The following is a 23,396-nucleotide window of genomic DNA, read 5'->3' on the forward strand; positions in this document are numbered from 1 at the left end:
AATGAGTGTAAATGCAGTAGTTCAAGACGGTAAACTCGTTGATACCAAGAGCAAAACCAGTGACGCTACTAAAGCGGCGGCCAATCAGGGATATGACAAAAACGCATTTATGAATATTCTCTGTGCACAGATGAAGTACCAGGATCCTTTGGAGCCGACTTCTAACACCGAGTATATCAATCAGTATGCGACCTTTACACAGGTTGAACAGCTATCCAATATGGCAGAGGCCTTCTCAATGTCCAGAGCATCCGACCTTGTTGGAAAAACCGTTATCGTTACAAATGAGGCGGGCCAGCAGGTTCAGGGCAAGGTTGACTATGTAACATACAAGAGCGGAGAAGCATATCTGAACATAGACGGAACAGATTACAAGATGGAAGATGTAAGCTCAGTAGCGGACAGCCACTTTGTAGAGATTCATGATCAGGCAGATGATCTTGCAGAGATGATGGAAAAGTTCCCTGTTTATGAAAACATGGTATTTACCGATGCGGATGCAATTTACAAGGCCTTCAGCTTTTACGAGAATATGGATGCGGATGCAATTGCTCTTCTTGATCAGTCTGATATTGATAAACTTGAAAAGTATTATAAGAGAGCTCAGGAACTTGTAAAGGAAGCTAACCAGAATCAGGCAGACTACGAGGAAAGACAGAAGGCAGAGAAGGAAGCTAAGATCGACGAGATAACAAACGACCCCGATGAAAGCGTATCAACCGAATAAATGAATCATATCATTTATTAAATTTGTGTAAATTTGTAAATCGGGTTTAAGTTTTTGATTAGTAAGCCGAAATATAGAGCGGTAAAGCAATTAGGCTTAGTGTTTGTTTATGGAAAGGAGTAAGCCGTGAGAATAGATAATACAAGCGGATTCCTTTCAATTGAACAGGTTCAGAACCAGTACTTTGGTCAGGGCGAGAAGATCAGAGGCGGCGCCGGCGTCCAGAATTCGGACTTTGGCAAAATCCTCTCTCAGATCGAAGAAAGCAGGGAGGGTGTCAGATTTTCAAAGCACGCTTCCAACAGACTAAGTGACCGCAACATTGAGCTCACACAGGATCAGATGAACCGCCTGAATAACGCAAGGAATCAGGCCAATGCGAAAGGAATAAACGAATCACTTATCCTGGTTGATCAGCTTGCCTTCATCGTAAATGTAAAGAGCAACACAGTAGTTACAGCGATGGATAGTCAGGAAACTGGCAGCAACATTTTTACCAATATAGACGGAGCGGTAATCGCATAAGTTCTATAAAATGGACAGAATGAAAGAAGAAATATGACCGGACCGAGGACAGGGCAGCTGTCCGTAAGCTTATCGGAAGTGGTAAGTATCTAAGGAGGTCACGAATTCCCGAACGCCAGACGGAATTCAATCACGTTTCCCCTTCTTTTTCATTCCAACCGGAAAATAGAATATGTGTGCCGTCCCCCATCAAAGTAGGAGGACATGCCTTATGATGAGATCACTTTTTTCTGGTGTAGCAGGACTTAAGACCCACCAGGTCAAGATGGATGTTATCGGTAATAACATCGCGAACGTTAACACCACATCCTTCAAGTCACAGTCTATCACCTTCAGTGATTTGATGTACCAGACTACGCAGCGCGCATCCAGAGCTACCGAGAGAACCGGTGGTATCAATGCACGTCAGATTGGTCTTGGTGCAAAATCAGGCGCGATTGCAACAGCAATCACTCAGCAGGGCGCAACGGAAACAACTAACAATCCGTTCGATATGCGAATTACCGGCGACGCTTTCTATGTAGTAAATAACGGAAACCAGACAATGTTTACAAGAGACGGTTCCTTCTACGTAGACGGTGCAGGAAACCTTGCAATGCAGTCAACAGGTTACTTCGTATACGGATGGTCAGCACAGGAAGATCCCGAGACAGGTGCCATTACCGTTAATACAAACGGCGGTATTGGCAAACTTCAGATCATGAGTGCCGAGAACATGACATATCCTCCGGAAGGAACAACCGAAGGTCTCGTAAGCGGTAACATCGACGCAAACGATACAAACATCACAAGTGATAACGGAAAAACCGTAACTCTTGAGTTCTACGACAATCTTGGTTATCTCTACACAGCAAAATTCGCAGTTCGCGACGTAGACGATCTCGAGCATACCTACACAATGACTCTTGAAGACATCCTTGATTCCAAAGGAAATACAATTGGAGCAGAAAAGCTCAGTAACGTAACCTTCACAGATCTCGACAATGATGAGCAGACCTACGGACTTCGTGATTCCTGGACAAAGACAGTAACAACAGTTAACTATACAGCAACAGTTGGTGCCAAGAACGTATCCTTTAAAAATTCGGCAGGATCAACCGCATACTCAGGAATTCCTACAAGCGGAGCAATTTCAGATCTCGTTGATAAGGCCCCCACACTTCTGAGAAATGTATACGGACTTACAGTCGGAGTAGCAGGAGATACCTCAGTAGCATCTACAGATTATTACACAATTAACACCGACGGCTCCATCAGCGTATACCCTGTAACACAGGCAGATACATCATCATCAAGCCTTGGAACCTATTATAAGAACAGCAGCACAGATACCACAGTTACATACGGAACCTATGAGAATTCCACTTATGCAACACTTCCCAGAACTCTGGATATGCCCAATACAGGTGTTCTTGATTCCAGTCAGAAGGAAGTTTTGGAGTCAATGTTTGGTTTAAAGGTTGATGACCTTGATTACACTCCTAAGACAGGCGAAGACAGTGTAACTTATTCATATACACTTTCATCTGACGGAGTATCAGGTCTTACACTGTATAGAAACGGTGAATCACATGAAGAAAAGCCGCTTGATGCAGATTACAGAATAGTTAAGTATGATTCGGGAACAATTACATTGAATAACAGAAATACAGATACTAATATAGATGTTCCCGAAACTGCATCCGGGCCTAATGTTTTAACGGATGATCTGTTAAAGGCATATGGTTTATCCAGATCAAACTATCCGGTAGATGCGAATCATAATTACAGCTATACAATCAACCTTACAAACGGAAAAATCGATATTATCAAGGTTGAAACAACTGTAGCAGGAGATGGAACACTTACCAGGAATCTGACTGTTCAGGCAGGAAGTTATGATAACCCTACAGGTAAAGTGACAATTGAAGTTAGTGCATCAACAACAAAAGAAGTAAATATAACTGATACTATTAGTGCATCAACTGATGCAGATGTACTTACAGCTCTGGGGCTTACAGCAACAGCACTTCCGGCACAGAATGCAACCGGTACAGAGCTGTACACATATCAATATACGATTTCTGATACCGGAGAGATGACTGTTGAAAAAACGACAGTTGCAACCACACAGCTTACCGAAAGACCTTATGACAGCACAAAATATGTTTACTCAACAGAAGGAACAACAGCTGTTTTCAGTAAGGATAAGACAAATCATAAGTTTGACAGAAAGGGTTCTCTTTCAAGTCTTGATCCCGAATCACTTGAAATACTTGAATGCTACGGCATGACAGCCAATGATATTCCGGCATCCGATGATAACAGTACCTACACTTACAAATACGAAATTGCCACAGACGGTAAGATTACTATCTACAAGACCACAAGTACAAAGTCAGCTGCTAACGAATATCAGAACCAAAATACCTATTCGGTTTACATGAATACCGGATCAAACATCGTATACAGAAATTACAAGAGCGAAGTTGAGACAGCAGTACCGCTTTCAGGAAATATCAGCTCACTTACAAACTCACAGAAGAATGTACTAAAAGCTATCTACAACTACACACCCGGTAATGATGATGTTACCTATAAGCTCAGCGATGACGGATCAACTCTTACAATCGGAACAAAGAATAACTCAGGTGTAAAGAGCTTTGCAATTACAAAGACAACAACCGAGACACAGCTTACATTCGAAATTGATGAGGACGAGACAACAGCTACATACAAGAATGCAAGTGAAGAAGGCAAGACAGTTTATGACAAGATTCCGAGAACCGGCTATGTATCAGAGATCTTCGATGCAACAGCTACAGCAGATTTCTTCCCGGATGTTTATAACTACACACCTGACAAGACTTCCGGAAACTACGAGACACTTACCTATCACATCCTTGATGACGGAACACTTCAGATTGTAAACAACGCAATTACACTTAAGTACAATGCAAAGACCGGCGCCATCGAGCAGCCCACAGAGAAGATCGTTCTTAATTTCAACCAGGATGCTGTTATCGATGGACAGCCTAAGATGGCAGGTTTCACAGATGTAAACATGGATTTCTCATCCACAACTAACTACAATACAATGGCAACCTCCACAATCGGAGCAGTTAAGGGTGATAAGGAAAGTCTTAAGACCGGACGTGCAGTCGGCGAGATGAACGGTGTTACGATCGGTAAGGATGGAACAATCTACGCAACCTATTCAAACGGTCAGACAAAGCTCCTTGGCCAGATCGCAACAGCAGAGTTTGCTAACGCATCAGGTCTTGAGAAGAATGGTGATAACCTCTATACACAGACACTTAACTCCGGTGAAGCTACAATCCAGGATGTAACAACAGACGGCGGATACATCACCACAGGTGTTCTGGAAATGTCAAACGTAGACCTTTCAAGTGAGTTCACCAGCATGATCACAACCCAGCGTGGATTCCAGGCTAACAGCCGAATCATCACAGTTTCAGATACACTCCTTGAGGAGCTGACAAATCTGAAGAGGTAATAACTTAGCGAGGGGGAGATAAAGCTAAGATAAACAAAAATGGCGCTCAAACCTGAGCGCCATTTTTGCTAGAAGAGATTCGGTTGAAAATTAATTACAATAATATTTAGAAATTATGAAATAAATTTTCAATAACATCATTGAATTATCTGCTGATCAGAAAACAATATATTAAATCCAAATAAACAAACCCGAAAAATTCTTTAAAGTAAAAACAGGCCATCATTATTTCAGAAAAAGAGCCAAAACTATTTTAATAAATCACGAGATGTTGTATAATCAAAAATGAAGTATGCACAAGATGTAGCGTGTAATTTTATTTCGTCAAAAGCTATTCATTTTGAAATAAAAATACAAAAGCTGTGTTTTTGCGTCTTTCAGGATGCCTATTCATCGAAAAAGCATGATAAAATTATCTTAATTAAACTGATTCGTAATAATTTTGTTTCAGGGGGAGATTATTTTCTGAATGCTTTTTTCAAAAATAATTATATGAGGGCTAAAAATTGATTGAGATTACCAGAATTGATGGCCGCATTATGCTGGTCAATGAGGATCTTATAGAAACAGTGGAGGCCACCCCCGACACAGTCATTATTATGGCGAATGGACGTAAGTTTATTGTACAGGAATCTGTTCCTGAGATCATGAAGAAATGTAACGAGAAATAAGTTCGGCTAAAGTTTTTTTATGAGAGGAGAAAACTAAGTGGATATAGCGTCATTACTTGGTGTATTGCTTTGTTTCGTTTTCATGATTCTGAGTATTGTGTTTGGTGCCGGTATCACCGGTGTTAAATACTTCGTCGACGCGCCTTCCGCGATGATCACGTTTGGCGGAGCTTTCATGGCGGTTTTGGCATCCAGAACCATGCCCAGTTTCATTAACGGCCTTAAATCCTACACGCTGATTTTTAAGATGCCGGCGGATGATACTAAGGCTGTTATCAAGCAGATAATTGATCTTTCCAATACTGCACGTAAAGAGGGACTTCTGGCATTGGAAGAAGCTGCCAGCAACATTGAAGATGCTTTCATGAAGAAGGGTGTCGGACTTATAGTTGACGGTACCGAGCCCGAACTGGTTAAGGCTATCCTTGAAGCTGAGATAGATGCTATGTCAGAAAGACATAAAGAGAATTATACATTCTTTGCTGATGTTGCAGGTATGGGACCATCCTGGGGTATGATCGGAACCCTTCTTGGACTGGTTCTTATGCTACAGAACATGTCAGATCCTTCATCAATCGGACCGTCCATGGCCGTTGCCCTTATCACAACGTTCTACGGATCGGTTCTTGCGAACTGGTTTTGCTACCCTGCCGAGAATAAGCTCAAGGCAAGGGATAATGCAGAATATACTATGAAAAGTATTGTCATTGAGGGACTTCTTTCTATACAGGCAGGTGAAAACCCGCGTGTAACAGAGGAGAAGCTTAAATCGTTCCTTTCACCTGCTAACAGAGCTGCTTATGAGGCAGAGAACGGTACCGGTGACGGAGGCGGAGGAGAATAATGGCTAAAAAACCAGAAGAAATAAAGCCCGGTTTGCCGGCGTGGCAGGGTACTTTCGGTGACCTTATGAACCTGCTCCTTTGCTTCTTCGTTTTGCTTTTCTCTATGGCTACCATGGATGCGCAGAAGTTCGAGGAGGTTGCCGCATCCTTCAGTTCAGCCTTTGGTATTTTCCAGGGTGGTGAAGCTGCACTTGGTCAGGGCGCGTTGGTCGGAGACGGTATTTCACAGCTCAATCAGCTGTCCAACTATATTATCTCAATGGGTGTATCTCAGTCAGGTTCCCAGGATGAGGATATTACCGATTCCGAGGGCGAAAATGCCAGTGAGAGCGGCGGAGCCGGAATAAACACAGAAGGAGACACCAGTGGTATCATGCAGGGAACCGGAGGAGAAGGAAGCGGATCGGAAGGAGATGCAACCGGAACTGGTTCCGAGGGTGATTCCACAGAGATGTCTACAGAGAGTGATGCTACCCAGCAAGGTGCTAATTCTGAGGAAACTCAGGAGGCGGCTGAGGCTGAACAGCTCAAGGCTTCGGAGGCGCTGGCGGCTGAGGTCAATGAAGCCCTGGATTCATTGGATGTGGCAAAACAGGTTGATGTTAATTTTACCAGCCAGTTCGTGCAGCTGACACTTCAGGGAGCGATTTTGTTTGACACCGGTAACGCTGTACTTAAGCCGGGAGCAGACTCGATTCTTAATAAAGTCGGTTCGGTTCTTGAGAGATATGCCGGTGGGACGATAGAGATCGAGGGACATACAGATAATGTTCCTATGCACAGATCTTCAGGTAAGATAACAAACAATGATGAACTTAGTGATGCAAGAGCACTTTCGGTATTCTACTACTTTATTGAGAATACCGATCTTGACCCTTCAAAGTTGAAGCATTCGGGAAGAGGAGAGTATGAACCGGTTGCGGACAATTCCACACCGGAAGGAAGAGCAAGGAACAGGCGAGTAGAGATAAGGATATACAATCCGCTCAGTCCAATGTATTAAAAGGGAGACAAAAAAATGAAAAAGAACCTGCTTGCAATTATTATTTTGGCTTTACTTTTAGTTAACACAGGTATGACAGGATTTATGATGCTGACGGTCATGACCACCAACAATCAGGCAGTTGCTCTTATCGGAGATATCGCAGCCGCTCTTCAGATTGAGGCCAACGGTGGTGAAAACGGTCAGGGATTTTCGGGATCCGCTACAGGTAATGTGGATATTGCAAATGTTGCATCATATTCCATTGCTGATATGACTATCACGCTTAAAGAGGACGGAAGCGGAAAAGCACATTACATGCTTACAACCATCGTTCTTTCGATGGATAAATCCAATGAGGATTACAATACCTATGGTACGGATGAAGCAATTGCAACCTATCAGGATATGATCAAGTCCAAGATTACCACTGTTATCGGTGCGTATACACTGGATGAGATCAGACAGCATGAGGATGAAGCCAAAGCTACTCTTCTGGAGCAGATACAGGAACTTTTCGGATCCGGCTTTATCTATGATGTAAGCTTTTCCGGAACCGTATATCAGTAATATATATAGTCTTTATTTTTGGGAGTATGAAAAGAGTTTGTTATGAAAGTACTTTGTTACTGTAAAAGTGAGGTGATCTACGCTTGAGTGAAGTATTATCACAGAATGAGATAGATAATCTACTCGCGGCTCTAAATACCGGTGAACTCGACGTGGATCAGATGTCCGCTGCGGATGAGAAGAAAGTCAAGGATTACGACTTTAAACGACCGGCAAAGTTCTCTAAGGAACACCTGAGAACCCTCGAGATGATCTATGAACATTATGGAAGATTGTTATCAACAACACTTCCGCTTTATCTTAGAAAAAACGTGCAGGTTTCGGTGGCAAACTCCGAGACCGTAACATATTCGGAGTTTAGTAACGCACTGAGTAACCCTGTAATTTTGGGAATTATAAATTTCTTACCTTTGCAGGGAACCATTATTCTTGAGCTTCAGGCCAATATCGGTTTTGCCTTTATAGACAGAATGCTCGGAGGAGAGGGCGTCGGACTTGATAAGACAAGGCCCTTTACCGATATTGAGATGCCGCTTATTGAGAAGCTGATAACCATATGTATGCAGCTTATGGTTGAACCGTGGGAGAACGTTCTTGCGATAAATCCTATCATGGAGAGGATTGAAACCAATCCGCAGTTTGCACAGGTTATTTCACCTACTGATATGATCGCGATCGTGACACTTAATATCAAGATCGGTGATGTCGAGGGACTGATGAATATCTGTCTTCCGTACTTCACGCTTGAGAGTGTTATGGATAAGTTGAATACGAAGTTCTGGTTTTCAACCATGCAGAAGCATGATGATGATACTTACGGTGAACATCTCGAGTCTCTTGTCAGACATGTCGATGTTCCGGTTAAGGCCATATTGGGGAAATGTAACGTATCGGTCAGCGATTTTGTTCAGCTCCAGAGGGGCGATATAATTCGACTTGATAATCAGGTTAATAGCGAATTACAGGTATATGTCGGTGATATTTATAAGTTCACTGCAATGCCCGGAACAGCTAAAGATAAATACGCCGTCAAGATAACGTCGGTAATTAGAGAGGAGGAAGAGTAGCAGCATGGATGGAATGCTTTCACAGGAAGAAATAAATGCACTGCTCGCCGGTATGGATTCAGGAGGTGGTGATGCCGGTGGCGGAGATGCTCCCGCTGCTGACGCGGGCGGAGATGCTCCTGCTGCAGATGCTCCTTCAGGCGGTGGCGGTGGTTTCGTTGCCGGAGAAATTGATGAGAGTCTTCTGAATGATGAGGAAAAGGATGCGATAGGTGAAGTTGCCAATATCAGTATGGGATCTTCAGCTACAACGCTTTATTCCCTTGTTAATCAGAAGGTTAATATCACTACGCCTCAGGTAGAGCTTGCTAACTGGAATACAGTTTTAAATAATTATGAGAAACCCTGTGTATTTATTCAGATTAAATATACGGTAGGTCTTGAGGGTACTAATATCCTTATCCTCAAGGAGCATGATGTTATGGTTATCACCGATCTTATGATGGGTGGTGACGGAACAAATACTGAGGGTGAGGTTGGGGAACTTCAGCTTTCAGCTATTTCCGAGGCTATGAACCAGATGATGGGTGCTGCGGCAACATCACTTTCTACCATGATTGGTCAGAAAGTCGATATCAGTCCGCCGGAGGCTACCCTGCTCGATATGATCGATGATGATCCAAGTGAGATCTCCGAGTTCCTGACAGGAACCTTCTGCCGCGTTACATTTAAACTGCAGATCGGTGAACTCGTGGATTCGACCCTTATGCAATTGTATCCTATAGATTTTGCTAAGAGCCTTAAGGATACTATCAGTACCGAAGCACCTGCTGAAGAAGCTGCTCCGGCACCGGCGCCTGCTCCGGCAGCTGCACCCGATATGGGTATGGCACCGGATATGGGCATGGGCGCTGCTGCACCGCAGGGAATGCCTGCAATGGATCCTTCAATGATGCAGGGAATGCAGCCCCAGATGGGTATGCCTCAGATGGGTATGCCTATGATGCCTATGGGTATGCCTATGATGCAGCCTCAGATGATGGGAGCAAATGTTCAGCCTGCTCAGTTCCAGAGCTTTGCGGGTGGTGGCCCCATGATGGCAGCCGGAGAGAATATCGGCCTTATCAAGGACGTTCCGCTTGAGGTTACAGTTGAACTTGGTCGTACAGCTAAGGCAATTTCCGATATCCTTGATTTCGCACCGGGTACCATCATAGAGCTTGAAAAGGTTGCCGGTGAACCTGTAGATGTCCTTGTTAACGGTAAGTTTGTTGCAAAGGGCGAGGTTGTAGTAATCGAGGAAAGCTTCGGCGTACGTGTAACAGAAATAGTTCAGTAATTTTCTGAAAGGTCATAAAAATGAGAGTTTCATCGGTGGCGCAGCTGATTACTGTTCTTATATTGTTTTTTCTGGTCCTGGCTGCGACCTATTATGTAACAAAATGGATTGCGAAATATCAGAAGCAATCCACCTTCACATCAAATATGGAGGTAATGGAGACCTGTAGGATTTCAACTACAAAATATCTTCAGATTGTGAGGGTTGTTAATAAGTATCTGGTAATTTCTGTAAGTAAAGATTCGGTCACTCTTCTGACCGAGCTTTCGGAGGATGAGTATGAACCGCCGGCAGTAAGGGGTTCAGAACCTGTTGATTTTGCCAAGGAATTTGATAAAGTTTTAGAGCGGTTTAAGAAGAAGTAAAAGGTATGAAGAATTTTCGGGGAGTATTTGATTTAAAGCCATTATTGAGGAAAGGCATTTCTTTGTTATGCCTTTCTTTCGTTATGGCTTTTTGTATTTTTAACAGTGGGTCTGTGACTATATATGCATCAACCTCTTACATAGATGATACGCATCCTACAGATCCGACTGTTGACAGGGAGACTAATCTTACGGGGACGGACGGAGAGAGGACGAATATAACTGAGCCGGGTTCCGCTAAGGATGCAGACGACCTTAAAGAACTCAATATCGCAAATACTGTCACTGTAACCTATGATAACGGAAACGGGACTATAAACGGTGCGCTTCGTATCCTTATTACCCTGACACTTATCTCGCTGGCACCGCTTCTTCTTATCATGATGACCTGTTTCACCAGAATCATCATAGTGCTTCACTTTACGAGAACGGCTATTGCCACGCAGACATCACCGCCCAACCAGGTTCTCCTCGGACTTGCTCTTTTTCTTACATTTTTCATTATGCAGCCGACTCTTAAAGAGGTGTATGACACTGCAGTTGTTCCTTTTGACAAGGGAGAAATAGAGCAGCAGGAGTTTTTGGATACAGCTATGATTCCTTTCAGGAATTTTATGTATGGCCAGACTCAGACTAAGGATGTTCGCCTTTTCATGGAAATTGATGATATCGAATGGGATGGGGAACTGGACAGTATTCCCAATGCGGTTTTGGTTCCGAGTTTCCTTATCAGTGAACTCAGGACAGCTTTTATCATCGGCTTTTTGATTTATATTCCGTTCATAGTAATAGATATGGTTGTATCATCGGTACTTATGAGTATGGGTATGATGATGTTGCCGCCGACAACTATTTCCATGCCGTTCAAGATTCTTCTGTTTGTACTTGCGGATGGCTGGAATCTGATAATCGGAAGCCTTGTGAAGACGTTCTATTAAGGAGGTAACTATGACAGTAGATGATGTAACTGCCATCATGAGTAACGGTTTATTCATGGTTATAAAAATAGCGGTGCCGGTTCTTCTGGTATCCCTCATAGTTGGTCTCTCTGTTTCGATTTTCCAGACTGTTACGTCCATTCAGGATCAGACTCTGACATTTGTGCCAAAGATAATTATTACTTTTTTGGCGCTTATGCTTCTCGGAAACTGGATGCTTACTGAGCTGTCCAACTATGTAGTAAAAATTTGGTCAGATTTTTCTCTGTACATTCATTAGCGGAGGATGATGACTTGATAGATTTCACATTCACCTATGGTGACCTTGAGATATTTCTGCTAATACTTGTGAGGGTGACAATGTTTGTTTATATTGCGCCCTTTTTTAGTATGAATAATACACCGCACCGGGTAAAAATCTGTTTTTCGGTATTCCTGTCTTTTCTTTTATATGGCCTTGCACCTGTGAATACCCTCGAGTATAACACGGTATTAGGCTACACCATAATTGTCCTGAAGGAGTTCTTTACGGGACTTATAATAGGTTACTCGGCACAGATATGTACTTTGATAGCTTCGCTTGCAGGACAGGTTGCCGATATGCAGGTCGGACTTTCGATGGTACAGGTAATGAGCCCTAATTCAAGAGAGCAGGTGCCTGTCTCGGCAGGTCTTTACCAGTATTCATTTCTTGCAATGATGCTTGTGAGCGGTTTGTACAGATACTTTGTTTCGGCTCTTGCGGATTCATTTTTGCTGATACCGGTTAACGGAGCGATATTCAATTCGGATAAGCTTCTTAACTCAATGATAAAGTTTTTGAGTGCGTATATGATCATCGGTTTTCGCATATGTCTTCCGATTTTTATTGTCACATTCATGATGAACGTTATTTTGGGTGTGCTCGCAAGAGTTGCACCTCAGATGAACATGTTTGCTGTTGGTATGCAGCTCAAGCTTATCGTTGGACTGCTTATTATGTATATAACCAGTACGCTGCTTTACAATGCGTCGGATTTCATATTTTCCAATATGCGACAAATGATCACGGAGTTTATAAATGACCTTATGTGAGGAGTTTGGACAACTTAATAATGGCCTTATGATCTCTTATGATTTGCAGTTTTTTGCGGATGGTCCCGGCGGTGAAAAAACCGAGGAACCCACAGCAAAAAAGTTGCAGGATGCCAGAAATGAAGGACAGGTTGCTAACAGCCGAGAGGTTGGAAATGCGGCAGGTCTTCTTGCGCTTTTTATTATGATCAGACTTCTTTACGGATATATGGGGAATAATTTTTCGGGGATGTTCAAGTATGTATATACTCAGATTCCGGACATTATAATAATGCATTCCGGAAATACTCCGTTTCAGAATATTACAGCAGTGATGAAACATGCGGTAATTATCATGTTTCTTACGGCACTGCCTTTTTTTGCTGCAGCTCTTCTTATCGGACTTGTGTCTAATGTTGCTCAGGTTGGATGGAAGGTGACAAGTAAGCCTCTTCAGCCCAAACTTAGTAAACTTAATCCGATAAACGGTTTCAAGAAGATTTTTTCTTCGAGATCTTTATTTGAACTTTTTAAATCAATTGCCAAAATAGCTATAATAAGCTTTGTTGTATATAACTATTTTACAGGTGTCACAGCGTCGCTTTTTACACTCTATGATATGCCTTTGAAACAGGCCATTGGTCTTATGGGATCGATGGTTATCGATGTTGGAATAAGGATTGCTGCGATTTATGTAATTATCGCGGCGGCAGATGTTGTCTTCCAGCGAAGGAAATTCAAGAAAGATATGAGAATGACCAAGCAGGAAGTAAAAGATGAATACAAGAATACAGAAGGAGATCCTCAGATCAAAGGACAGCAGCGTCGCCGAATGATGCAGGCTTCACAGCGTCGAATGATGCAGGAGCTTCCCCAGGCAGATGTTGTCATCACAAACCCTACGCATTATGCTGTTGCGATTTCCTATGATGCAGATCTTTACGATGCGCCTAAGGTTGTGGCAAAGGGTGAGGATTATCTGGCTCAGAGAATCAAAGATGTTGCCAAGGAACATGGCATAGAAATAGTAGAAAATAAGCCTCTTGCCCGTATGCTTTATGCAAATGTGGAAGTCGGAGAGTTTGTCCCGCCGGAGCTGTATCAGGCAGTTGCTGAGGTTCTGGCATTTGTATATCACCTGCAGGGAAAAGTGTAATTACTTAGCGAGGTTTTTTCGAGTCTGGTGAGATGTCATACAGAGTAGAGCAGAACTTCCTCTAAACTTGTGCCCCATTTTTCTCTTGAATACAATATATGGTATGCGCTATACTAATTATGTATAATTATGAAAAAATGGGGAAAGGGGGATAATCATGAATTCAGGCTTGCTTGAAACAATAAGAAAGCGTGCTTTTGATTATGGAGTAGCGCTTTATTTTGTTGCAGCTATTATGATGCTCATTATCCCTATTCCTACGTGGCTGATGGATACGCTTCTGGCGATGGATTTGTCACTTTCTTTTGTGATACTTTTTACAGCCATGTTTTCCAAGGAAGTACTGGATATGTCATTCTTCCCGACTATCCTTTTGTTCACCACAATTTTCCGTATTGCACTTAACGTATCATCTACGCGTCTTATACTCACTGGAGGAGATGCCGGAAGGGTTATTGAGGTATTCGGATCTTTCGTAGGAGCCGGAGATCTTATCATTGGTGCGATTGTGTACGGAATGCTTATTCTTGTTCAGTTCATGGTTATCAACAAAGGTTCAGAGCGTGTCGCTGAAGTATCGGCTCGATTCACACTGGATGCTATGCCCGGTAAACAGATGGCTATTGATGCCGATCTTAACACGGGAGCTATCACAGATCAGGAAGCAAAAGAGAGACGTGAGAAGATCCAGAATGAAGCGAGTTTCTTTGGAGCAATGGACGGTGCTACGAAGTATGTAAAAGGAGACTCGGTTGCAGGACTTATTATCACCATAATAAATATTGTCGGTGGTATCCTGATGGGTGTACTCAGGCAGGGGATGCCTGTAACGGATGCACTTGATAAATATTCCATCCTTACAATGGGTGACGGACTTGTAAGTTCCATACCTTCACTTCTTGTGTCGCTAAGCACAGGTATTCTTGTTACAAAAGGCGGCAAGGAAGCAGACTTTGGACCTGCTCTTATTGGGCAGCTCTTTTCCATGTCCAAGACATTGTACCTGGTTGGCGGCGTAGTGGCTGCTCTGGGCGTATTTACACCGCTTCCTAATATTTTGTATATACCGCTCGGAGGCCTTATAGCGGGACTGGGTTTCCTTATGGACAGAGAATCGAAGATTGGTGCGACTGAGGAAGAGGTTATGGCTGAAGAGGAGCAACAGGCTGAGGAAATCAGGCAGCCTGAAAATGTTACAAGTCTTCTCCAGGTTGATCCTATTGAGCTTGAATTTGGATACGGGATTATCCCGCTTGCTGATGTAAATCAGGGCGGTGACCTTCTCGACCGAGTTGTTATGATACGTAGACAGATTGCACTGGAACTTGGTACCGTGGTTCCGATTATTCGCCTGCGCGATAATATTCAGCTTAATCCCAACCAATATATCATTAAGATTAAGGGAATTCAGGTGAGCGACGGTGAGATTCTGTTTGACCACTACATGGCGATGAACCCCGGTAACGTCGAGGAGGAAATAACGGGTATTCCTACCTTTGAGCCTTCATTCCATCTGCCTGCAACCTGGATAACAGAGAGCCAGAGAGAGCGTGCGGAATCGCTCGGTTATACCGTAGTAGATCCTCCTTCAATCATTGCTACTCATCTGACTGAGGTTATAAGAAATCATATTGCAGAGCTTCTTACCAGACAGGATGTCCAGAACCTTGTTAACAATCTGCAGGAGAACAATCCTGCACTTGTTGATGAACTTGTACCTAAGCTCATGAGCCTCGGCGAGATTGAAAAGGTTCTTCAGAATCTTCTCTCAGAGGGTATTTCCATAAGAGATCTTGTTACAATTTTTGAGACACTGGCTGATTATGCGCCGTCTACTCACGATAGCGATATTCTGACTGAGTATGTAAGGCAAAGCCTCAGAAGAGCGATTTCCAACAAGTATTTCTATCCGGGTGAAACAACAAGTGTCATAACTCTTGATCCTAAGATAGAGCAGGAGATAATGCAATCAGTCAAGCAGACAGAGACAGGTGCTTATCTTACTCTTGATCCCACCAGAACCAAGGCAATCCTGAAGTCTGTCGGAGAGCAGGCTAAAAAGCTTGAGGATGCAGGAATGATACCAATTATTATGACATCGCCTATAGTGCGTATGTACTTTAAGAAGATGACAGAGGACTATTATAAAGATCTTATTGTCCTTTCATACAATGAAGTGGAACCTAATGTTGAAATGCAGTCTGTAGGAATGGTAGCGGCATAAAATGATTATTAAAAAATTTACCGGAAAAACTGAATCGGATGCTACAGAAATTGCAAAGAAGGAGCTGGGAGACAACATTGTAATAATGAATGTCAGACCGGTTAAAAAGAGTGGCTTTTTCTCTATTTTTGCGCCCTCAAAAATAGAGGTTACGGTAGCGCTTGAAGATGAACCATCGAAGATAACGAGGTCTGTTAAACCTGCAAAGGATTCAAAAACAGTAAGACCAAGTAAGCCCGCATCGATGGCAGACAAACTGTTAAAGGCCCAGGCAGACGGAGAGATTCCTCCGTTAAAAGTTTCTTCAGCTTCTCAGTCCCCTGCAACTCAGAAACGTGAGCCGATAAAGGAGCATGTCTTGCAGGAGGAGAGCAGTGCAATCGAGGAAAAGCTGGACAGTCTTCATAACCTTCTTGAGCAAAATCTCAAAAACGAGAAGGATGATGTGAAAACTGACCTGTATTCTGAGGAACAGTCGGATATACGTGAGGAAAAGAACACTGTATCGGAAGAGACGCTTTCATTTGTTCGTGTACTATACAATACTCTGATAGAAAATGAGGTTGATGAGATTTATGCAAATCAGCTTACCGATGAGGTTGAAAAGGTAAGTAAACCCAATATTCCGATGGAATATGTTCTTGCCAATGTTTATCAGAAAATGGTACTTAAATTTGGACCGGCCAGCAGAATCAAGGAGAGCCAGGATGGCCCGATAGCTGAGATTTTCATAGGTCCCACCGGCGTAGGTAAGACTACAACAATTGCGAAACTGGCTTCGGATCTATGCATAAACAGAAAGAAGAAGGTAGCACTGTTGACAGTTGATACCTACAGAATTGCTGCCGCTGAGCAGCTTCGTACTTATGCGACCATTATGGATATTCCCTTCAGAGTTATTTACTCTGTTGAAGAGATGAAGCAGGCAGCTGAGGATTTCAAGGATTATGATTACCTCATGGTTGATACGGCAGGCCACAGCCTTCATAACGAAGAGCAGAAGATGACAATGATAGGTTTTATAAATGCACTTGAAGAATGCGTAGAAACCGAAAACTATCTCGTACTTTCCGCAACAACCAAATACAGGGATCTTATTGAGATAGCTGACGGATATTCGGAGCTCGTGAAATATAAACTGATTTTCACCAAGATGGACGAGACAAGCTCAGCCGGAAATCTGTACAATATACATATGCACACGGGGGCACCTATGTCATATATAACTAACGGGCAGAACGTTCCGAGCGATATTGCCGTCTTTGATGCACAGAGAAGTGTTAAGGGGCTTCTTGGCGGAAAATAGTAGATGATTTTTGCATATTTTGATAGAATAGAAACAGGATTATTTTTATGGATCAGGCACAACAGCTAAGAGAAATTATAAAAGCAGAACATGCCCCCCAGAGACCCCTCGCCAGAATCATAACGGTTACGAGCGGTAAGGGAGGCGTAGGAAAATCAAATGTTTCAATAAATCTGGCGATACAGTTTAGAAGAATGGGACAGAGAGTCATTATTCTTGACGCGGATTTTGGCCTTGCCAATATAGAGATTATGTTTGGAACCGTACCCAAACATAATCTTAGCGATTTGATTTACCAGCATAAGAATATAAAGGACATTATTACCTGGGGGCCCGAAGGTGTCGGATTTATATCCGGAGGATCGGGAATCTCGGGTATGTATAATCTGGAAAGAAAATACCTGGTTGATATTATCGTTAATCTTGCTGAGCTCGATGCTATTGCAGATACAATAATAATTGACACCGGTGCGGGTATTTCGAGTGCAGTTATGGAGTTCCTCGTAGCAAGTGGTGAAATAATACTTGTTACCACTCCGGAACCCACATCGATAACGGATTCGTATTCTCTGCTTAAGGCATTAAACCAGCAGGAGAGATTTTCCAGAGACAATACGATGATTAAAGTTGTTTCCAACAGGGTTAATTCCGCAGAAGAGGGACAACAGTTATTTAATAAATTAAATGCTGTAGTTGCCAGATATTTAAAGCTTCCGCTTGCATATCTGGGAGCTATTCCACAGGATCAGATGTTGGCTCGCGGTGTTATGCAGCAATCACCGGTTTCAATACAGTATCCTAATTCAAAGTCAGCCAAATCTTTTGAAAAGATTGCAGCTGATCTTGTGAAGAAAACGGAGAGTGAAAAATATAAGCCAAGGGGTATGGCAGCGTTTTTTTCACATATTATTACAGGTCGCAAATTGAATTCGGAGAAAAATACCGGAGACAAAGCATCCGGTCAATAAATAAAAGGTAAGAGGGGTACCTGTATGCTTGCGGACTATATTGCGCCAGGCAACAAAATTGAACTGAAGGCCATCGGGAAGGTCTGGATGGACGATGACAGCCGCACGAAGAAAATTCACCTAAGCAAGATTACCGATGTTTTGTCAGAGGACAGAATTGAAGTACTCATGCCGATGGACAAGGGGAAGTTGGTATTACTTCCCGTGGACGGTGAATATAGTTTGTGCTTTTACAGCTCAAGGGGACTGTTCCAGTGTTACGGAAGAATCATAGACAGATATCGAAGTAACAATGTCTATATTCTGGTCCTTGATCTTCTGAGCAACCTTCAGAGGTTACAGAGAAGAGAATACTACAGATTTAGTTGTGCGTTGGAACTGAGGTCGAGGATATTCTCTGAGGAGGAAGTGGAAGCTATAAGACGAAATTGGGGACTTCTGCTTGGGACGAATAAGCCTCTTCAGCGAAGTGTAATAGTGGATATCAGCGGCGGTGGTTTACGATTTGTCGCTAATTTCCAATATGAAGAGGGCAGTACGATTTACTGCTCATATCGCTTACCCGGAAACATTAATAATGTGGAGTACGAGATGGTGTGCACCGTACTTCGGGTACAGGAACTCGAAAACAGGCCGGGACTGTATGAGCACCGCATACAGTACAGCTACATTGACGAAACTTCCAGAGAAGATATCATACATTTTATCTTTGAGGAAGAACGAAAAATTAGAAAGAAGCAAAACTAAATGTCGAAAAAAATTTTATTAGTTGATGACTCTGCACTCATGAGAACCGTACTTAGTGATATAGTTAATTCAGATTCAAGATTTCAGGTTGTAGATAAGGCTAAAGACGGAGTTGAAGCCCTTGAGTTGCTGAAGAAAAATTCATATGATGCATGTATTCTTGATATCAACATGCCTCGCATGGACGGAATTACGTTACTCAAGGAGATTAACAAAAATAAAATAAGGGTGAAAGTTATGATGTGTTCCACAGATACTAAGGAAGGGGCGAAGGTTACCCTCGACTGTTTGGAACTCGGCGCCCTTGATTTTATTCACAAACCGGATCGCGCCTCGGATTGCCGCGGCGATGATTTCACTACGACGCTTACAAGAACTCTCGCAGCAGTTTGCGATTCAAAAGCGCCGGTTAGTGCGAAGGCTTTTTCGATTGATGAAATCAAAGCCTCTCGTAAGATGGTGGATATTGTCGCTAAGCATGCAGACAAGGTCACAGGTAATCGTATCGTTGCGATTGCAAGTTCTACGGGTGGGCCTCGTGCGCTTCAGGCGGTTATTCCCAAACTTCCCAAAAATCTTAAAACACCGGTTGTACTTGTACAGCACATGCCGGAAGGCTTTACAGCATCCCTTGCTGAGAGACTTAATTCCTTATCTGAGGTTACGGTTAAGGAAGCAGCTGAAGGAGATGTTCTTCAGGCCGGCACCGTCTATATCGCGAGAGGCGGAAAGCATATGCATGTATTGACCTCCGGTGGAAAGCACACCATTCACTATGTGGACGGTCCCACAAGAGAAGGTGTAAGACCATGTGCAAACTTTATGTATGAGTCACTTATGGATTCCGATTACGACTCAATTTGTTGCGTGGTACTCACCGGAATGGGTGCTGACGGTACTGAGGGAATTAAAAATCTGAAATCGGTTAAGAAGGTACATGTCATTGGTCAGGATGAAGCATCCTGCACAGTTTATGGCATGCCTAAGGCATTGGCAACAGCTGGTCTCGTTAATCAGGTCGTTACGCTTGATGACGTAGCCCAGGAAATCATTATGAACGTAGGTGTTCGATGACTAGCTTTTCCTGATTTCTGACGCCTGCGTGAGGGTTTTCTTATGGAGGTAAAGGGATTATGGATGTTTCTCAGTATCTAGGCGTCTTTCTCGACGAAGCAAAGGAGCATCTGCAAACACTGAATGACAGCATCATGCAGTTGGAGCAGGATCCGGAGAACGAGGATTGTATTAATGAAATTTTCCGTTCTGCGCATTCCATGAAAGGAATGGCAGGTACCATGGGTTATAAGAACATGCAGAATCTTACCCATGATATGGAAGATGTATTTTCTGATGTGCGTAACGGCACACTCAAAATCGATTCAAGCATGATCGACACTTTGTTCCAGTGTCTGGATGCAATACAGGCTTATGTGGATAATATCACAGAGTCACAGGACGAAGGAACTGAGGAAAATGCTAATATTATCAAGGCTTTGGCTGATATCAGAGCTGGAGCATCAGGTGGAGGAGCAGCACCTGCAGCAGCGCCCGCAGCAGAAGCGGCACCTGCAGCAGAAGCAGCACCTGCAGCAGCGCCCGCAGCAGCGCCCGCAGCAGGAGGACCTGCACCCGATGCTGATCCTACAAAGGACTACAGAGCTATAAAGATTGATCCTGACACCAAGGGCAATTTGGAAGATATGAAGAGTCAGGGCAAAAAGCTTTATGGCCTTAATGTTAAGATACAGGAGAGCTGCATTCTTAAGGCAGCCAGAGCATTCCTCGTGTTTAAGGGAATAGAGGATATCGGCGAGCTTGTTGTTTCCGAGCCTTCTACCCAGGATATTGAGGATGAAAAGTTTGAATTCAATTTTAGTCTAATCATTTCTACAGACGAAGAAGATAAGGAAAAAATCAAAGAAATAGTAAAGAGCGTTTCTGAAATTGAGGACTGCGAGATAGGTGATTATGATCCTAATGCAGCAGCCAGCACGGAGGAAGCAGCACCCGCAGCAGCACCTGCAGCCGCAGCAGCACCTGCACCCGCAGCAGCAGCGCCTGCAGCACCCGCAGCGCCTGCAGCTAAGCCTGCAGAGAAGGCACCGGCTAAGGATGCCGGAGGCAAGAAGCCTGTTGGTAAGCCTGTTGTTAACCGCACAGTTCGTGTTGATATCGATAAACTGGATGTCCTCATGAACCTGGTAAGTGAGCTTATCATTGCGAAGAACTCTTTGATATCTGCCGCAAATTCAGCAGGAATTGTAAGTGGCAATGTAAACGAGCAGATAGAATATCTGGAAAGCGTTACTACCAATCTTCATGAATCTGTCATGAAAGTCCGAATGGTACCTATCGAGAGCGTACTCCAGAAATTCCCTCGTATGATTCGAGATCTTAATAAGCAGCTTGGCAAGACAATGGAACTGACCATGACCGGTGAAGATACTGAAATGGACAGAACCGTGGTTGATGAAATCGGTGATCCTCTGATGCACTTGTTGCGTAACAGTGCCGATCACGGTATTGAGTCCGCAGAACTTCGTGCCGAGAGAGGAAAGACCGAAGAAGGTCATATTTTCCTGCATGCGTTCCAGGATGGTAACAGCGTAGTTATCGAAGTTGGTGACGATGGTAACGGTATCGATGCTGAAATAGTTAAGAACAAAGCTATTGAGAAAGGTATCGTAACACCTGAGGAAGCAGCTTCACTTACAGAGCAGCAGTGCGTGGATTTCCTTTTCCATCCCGGATTCTCCACAGCAAAGCAGGTTACTGAAGTATCAGGACGTGGCGTAGGTCTTGACGTTGTTAAGTCAAAGATTGAGTCCCTATCCGGTGAAGTAAGTGTTAAGACAAAGCTTGGAGAAGGAAGTACCTGGCAGATCAGACTGCCTCTGACACTTGCTATCATTCAGGCTCTGATGGTTGTAGTTGGCGGTGAGAAATATGCAATTCCGCTTGATTCAATTCAGAGTATTGAGGACGTTGCTCCGACCGACATTAAAACAGTTGAGAATAAGGAGGTTATTAATCTTCGCGGAAGTGTAACTCCTATTATTCGTGTAAGCAGAGCTCTTGAAACAGAGAGCACGAAGAATGAGGATGAAGATCTTGTTGTTGTTATCACAAGAAAAGGTGATCAGCAGTTTGGTCTTGTAATTGATGAACTCATGGGACAGCAGGAAATTGTTATCAAGCCTCTTGGCAGATACATGAATAAGTGCCGTATGATAAGTGGCGCAACAATACTTGGTGATGGCGAGATAGCTCTGATCCTGGATACAAATCAGTTAGCATAACTTCCACAAAGAAAGGATAATATTATGAATGAATTAAGAGATACTCAGGATGTCGGCGAACTGATTCAGTATATTATCATCAGGCTTGGCGACGAACAGTATGGAATAGATATCAAATATATTGATAACATTGTACGTATGCAGCAGATCACAAGGGTTCCGCAGGTAGCGCATTACCTTAAGGGCGTTATCAACATTCGTGGTGTCATTGTTCCTGTAATGAGCCTCAGACTCAAGATGGATATGGAACCGGATGAGATAACGGACAAGAGCAGAATAATCATTCTTAAGGCTGAGGAAGATACTCTTATTGGAATTATTGTAGATCAGGTTAATCAGGTTCTTACTCTTGGAAGTAAGAGCATTGAAAAGGTAACCTACAGTGCCGATAAGGGCAAAAAGCTTAACAGTTTCATAAGCGGTGTTGGAAAATATGAAGGTGGGCTTGTCTCCATTCTTGATCTTGGAATGGTAGAGATGGAAGATGACAAGGCTAAGGCTTAAGAGTATTTGAAGGAGGAAGACCTTTGAGTGAAATGAGTTTGGAGAATCTGTCCAGCCAGTATTTTGATGTCTTAAAAGAGCTGGGCAACATCGGCGCAGGAAATGCTACAACAGCTCTTGCACAGATGCTTAATACTAAGGTTGATATGTCTGTACCACAGGTAAGACTTCTTGATTTTAAGGACGTCGGAGACCTGATGGGTGGTGCTGAACAGATTATGACAGGCATTTATCTGAGCGTTGAAGGGGACATTAATGGAAGTATTATGTTCCTTCTGGGTATGAAAGCAGCCAGACATCTTGTTAATATGCTTATGGGTATTAAAGACAAGGACGAAACAGTTCCTTTTGATGATACGGAGCTTTCAGCAATCAAGGAAGTGGGTAACATTATTACAGGCTCTTATCTGAATTCACTTTCTATGATTACTAATCTTAAGTTGCTGCCTTCAGTACCGTTTATTGCCATTGATATGGCGGGAGCAATACTTTCTGTGCCTGCTATTGAGTTCGGTATGATGGGTGACAAGATTCTTCTTATTGAGACAAGCTTTTTTGACACCGAGACACTGAGCGGATATTTCATTCTTCTGCCTGATATGGATGGTTACAGCAAGATACTTTCATCTCTTGGAATGGGAGATGTCACAATTAGTGGATAAGGAGCTAAGTGA

Annotated in this window: 22 protein-coding genes; all 22 read left to right on the plus strand. The window is 43.2% G+C overall.

All coding sequences use genetic code 11. The annotated features are described in order from the left end of the window. Window position 1 precedes the first annotated feature (1 nt). The 22 genes from G630_RS23155 (at window position 2) to G630_RS0100535 (ending at window position 23,384) form a co-directional block, all read left to right on the plus strand. Window positions 2-727: a flagellar hook capping FlgD N-terminal domain-containing protein gene (locus G630_RS23155; RefSeq protein ID WP_022760167.1), complete on the plus strand. Its 726-nt coding sequence runs from the start codon at window positions 2-4 to the stop codon at window positions 725-727. A 126-nt stretch (window positions 728-853) separates the two neighbouring features. After that, a complete protein-coding gene (locus G630_RS0100430) occupies window positions 854-1,252 on the plus strand; it encodes a TIGR02530 family flagellar biosynthesis protein (RefSeq protein ID WP_022760166.1) in 399 nt (132 codons plus the stop codon). 211 nt (window positions 1,253-1,463) lie between these two features. Next, window positions 1,464-4,748: a flagellar hook-basal body complex protein gene (locus G630_RS25680; protein WP_026497395.1), complete on the plus strand. Its 3,285-nt coding sequence runs from the start codon at window positions 1,464-1,466 to the stop codon at window positions 4,746-4,748. A gap of 506 nt (window positions 4,749-5,254) precedes the next feature. Next, window positions 5,255-5,419 (plus strand): flagellar FlbD family protein, encoded by a 165-nt coding sequence (locus tag G630_RS24075; RefSeq protein WP_022760163.1) that lies wholly within the window; start codon window positions 5,255-5,257, stop codon window positions 5,417-5,419. A gap of 37 nt (window positions 5,420-5,456) precedes the next feature. Then, window positions 5,457-6,263: a motility protein A gene (locus tag G630_RS0100450; protein WP_026497397.1), complete on the plus strand. Its 807-nt coding sequence runs from the start codon at window positions 5,457-5,459 to the stop codon at window positions 6,261-6,263. After that, on the plus strand, window positions 6,263-7,267 hold the full coding sequence (locus tag G630_RS0100455; protein WP_026497398.1) for an OmpA/MotB family protein: 1,005 nt from the start codon (window positions 6,263-6,265) through the stop codon (window positions 7,265-7,267). Before G630_RS0100450 ends, G630_RS0100455 begins: the two co-directional genes overlap by 1 nt. 15 nt (window positions 7,268-7,282) lie before the next feature. Then, complete coding sequence (locus G630_RS0100460) at window positions 7,283-7,816, plus strand: flagellar basal body-associated FliL family protein (protein ID WP_022760160.1); 534 nt, start codon at window positions 7,283-7,285, stop codon at window positions 7,814-7,816. Window positions 7,817-7,899: 83 nt separating this feature from the next. Further along, on the plus strand, window positions 7,900-8,883 hold the full coding sequence (fliM, locus tag G630_RS0100465) for a flagellar motor switch protein FliM (RefSeq protein ID WP_026497399.1): 984 nt from the start codon (window positions 7,900-7,902) through the stop codon (window positions 8,881-8,883). A gap of 4 nt (window positions 8,884-8,887) precedes the next feature. After that, window positions 8,888-10,162: a flagellar motor switch phosphatase FliY gene (gene fliY / locus G630_RS0100470; protein ID WP_022760158.1), complete on the plus strand. Its 1,275-nt coding sequence runs from the start codon at window positions 8,888-8,890 to the stop codon at window positions 10,160-10,162. A 20-nt stretch (window positions 10,163-10,182) separates the two neighbouring features. Further along, complete coding sequence (locus G630_RS0100475; protein ID WP_022760157.1) at window positions 10,183-10,527, plus strand: flagellar biosynthetic protein FliO; 345 nt, start codon at window positions 10,183-10,185, stop codon at window positions 10,525-10,527. A gap of 83 nt (window positions 10,528-10,610) precedes the next feature. Further along, window positions 10,611-11,465, plus strand: a complete 855-nt coding sequence (fliP, locus tag G630_RS0100480; RefSeq protein ID WP_022760156.1) for a flagellar type III secretion system pore protein FliP — start codon at window positions 10,611-10,613, stop codon at window positions 11,463-11,465. 10 nt (window positions 11,466-11,475) lie between these two features. After that, window positions 11,476-11,745 carry a flagellar biosynthesis protein FliQ gene (gene fliQ / locus G630_RS0100485; RefSeq protein WP_022760155.1) on the plus strand — a complete coding sequence of 90 codons (270 nt, stop codon included), beginning with the start codon at window positions 11,476-11,478 and terminating at the stop codon, window positions 11,743-11,745. A 14-nt stretch (window positions 11,746-11,759) separates the two neighbouring features. Continuing rightward, window positions 11,760-12,539 carry a flagellar biosynthetic protein FliR gene (locus G630_RS0100490; protein ID WP_022760154.1) on the plus strand — a complete coding sequence of 260 codons (780 nt, stop codon included), beginning with the start codon at window positions 11,760-11,762 and terminating at the stop codon, window positions 12,537-12,539. After that, window positions 12,526-13,674, plus strand: a complete 1,149-nt coding sequence (gene flhB, locus G630_RS0100495; protein WP_022760153.1) for a flagellar biosynthesis protein FlhB — start codon at window positions 12,526-12,528, stop codon at window positions 13,672-13,674. The genes G630_RS0100490 and flhB overlap by 14 nt, the downstream gene beginning before the upstream one ends. Window positions 13,675-13,831: 157 nt before the next feature. Further along, window positions 13,832-15,898: a flagellar biosynthesis protein FlhA gene (flhA, locus tag G630_RS0100500; RefSeq protein ID WP_022760152.1), complete on the plus strand. Its 2,067-nt coding sequence runs from the start codon at window positions 13,832-13,834 to the stop codon at window positions 15,896-15,898. A gap of 1 nt (window position 15,899) precedes the next feature. Next, window positions 15,900-17,204 (plus strand): flagellar biosynthesis protein FlhF, encoded by a 1,305-nt coding sequence (gene flhF, locus G630_RS0100505; RefSeq protein ID WP_026497404.1) that lies wholly within the window; start codon window positions 15,900-15,902, stop codon window positions 17,202-17,204. 47 nt (window positions 17,205-17,251) lie between these two features. Continuing rightward, window positions 17,252-18,172: a MinD/ParA family protein gene (locus G630_RS0100510; protein ID WP_022760150.1), complete on the plus strand. Its 921-nt coding sequence runs from the start codon at window positions 17,252-17,254 to the stop codon at window positions 18,170-18,172. Window positions 18,173-18,196: 24 nt separating this feature from the next. Then, on the plus strand, window positions 18,197-18,919 hold the full coding sequence (locus G630_RS0100515) for a flagellar brake protein (protein WP_022760149.1): 723 nt from the start codon (window positions 18,197-18,199) through the stop codon (window positions 18,917-18,919). Further along, window positions 18,920-19,993 (plus strand): protein-glutamate methylesterase/protein-glutamine glutaminase, encoded by a 1,074-nt coding sequence (locus G630_RS0100520; RefSeq protein WP_022760148.1) that lies wholly within the window; start codon window positions 18,920-18,922, stop codon window positions 19,991-19,993. It begins immediately after the preceding gene. 59 nt (window positions 19,994-20,052) lie between these two features. Next, window positions 20,053-22,218, plus strand: a complete 2,166-nt coding sequence (locus tag G630_RS0100525; protein ID WP_022760147.1) for a chemotaxis protein CheA — start codon at window positions 20,053-20,055, stop codon at window positions 22,216-22,218. Window positions 22,219-22,242: 24 nt separating this feature from the next. Then, window positions 22,243-22,722, plus strand: a complete 480-nt coding sequence (locus G630_RS0100530; protein ID WP_022760146.1) for a chemotaxis protein CheW — start codon at window positions 22,243-22,245, stop codon at window positions 22,720-22,722. A gap of 23 nt (window positions 22,723-22,745) precedes the next feature. Beyond that, window positions 22,746-23,384, plus strand: a complete 639-nt coding sequence (locus G630_RS0100535; RefSeq protein WP_022760145.1) for a chemotaxis protein CheC — start codon at window positions 22,746-22,748, stop codon at window positions 23,382-23,384. Window positions 23,385-23,396 lie beyond the last annotated feature (12 nt).

The sequence above is a fragment of the Butyrivibrio sp. WCD2001 genome (genome assembly GCF_000424485.1).
GTDB lineage: Bacteria > Bacillota > Clostridia > Lachnospirales > Lachnospiraceae > Butyrivibrio.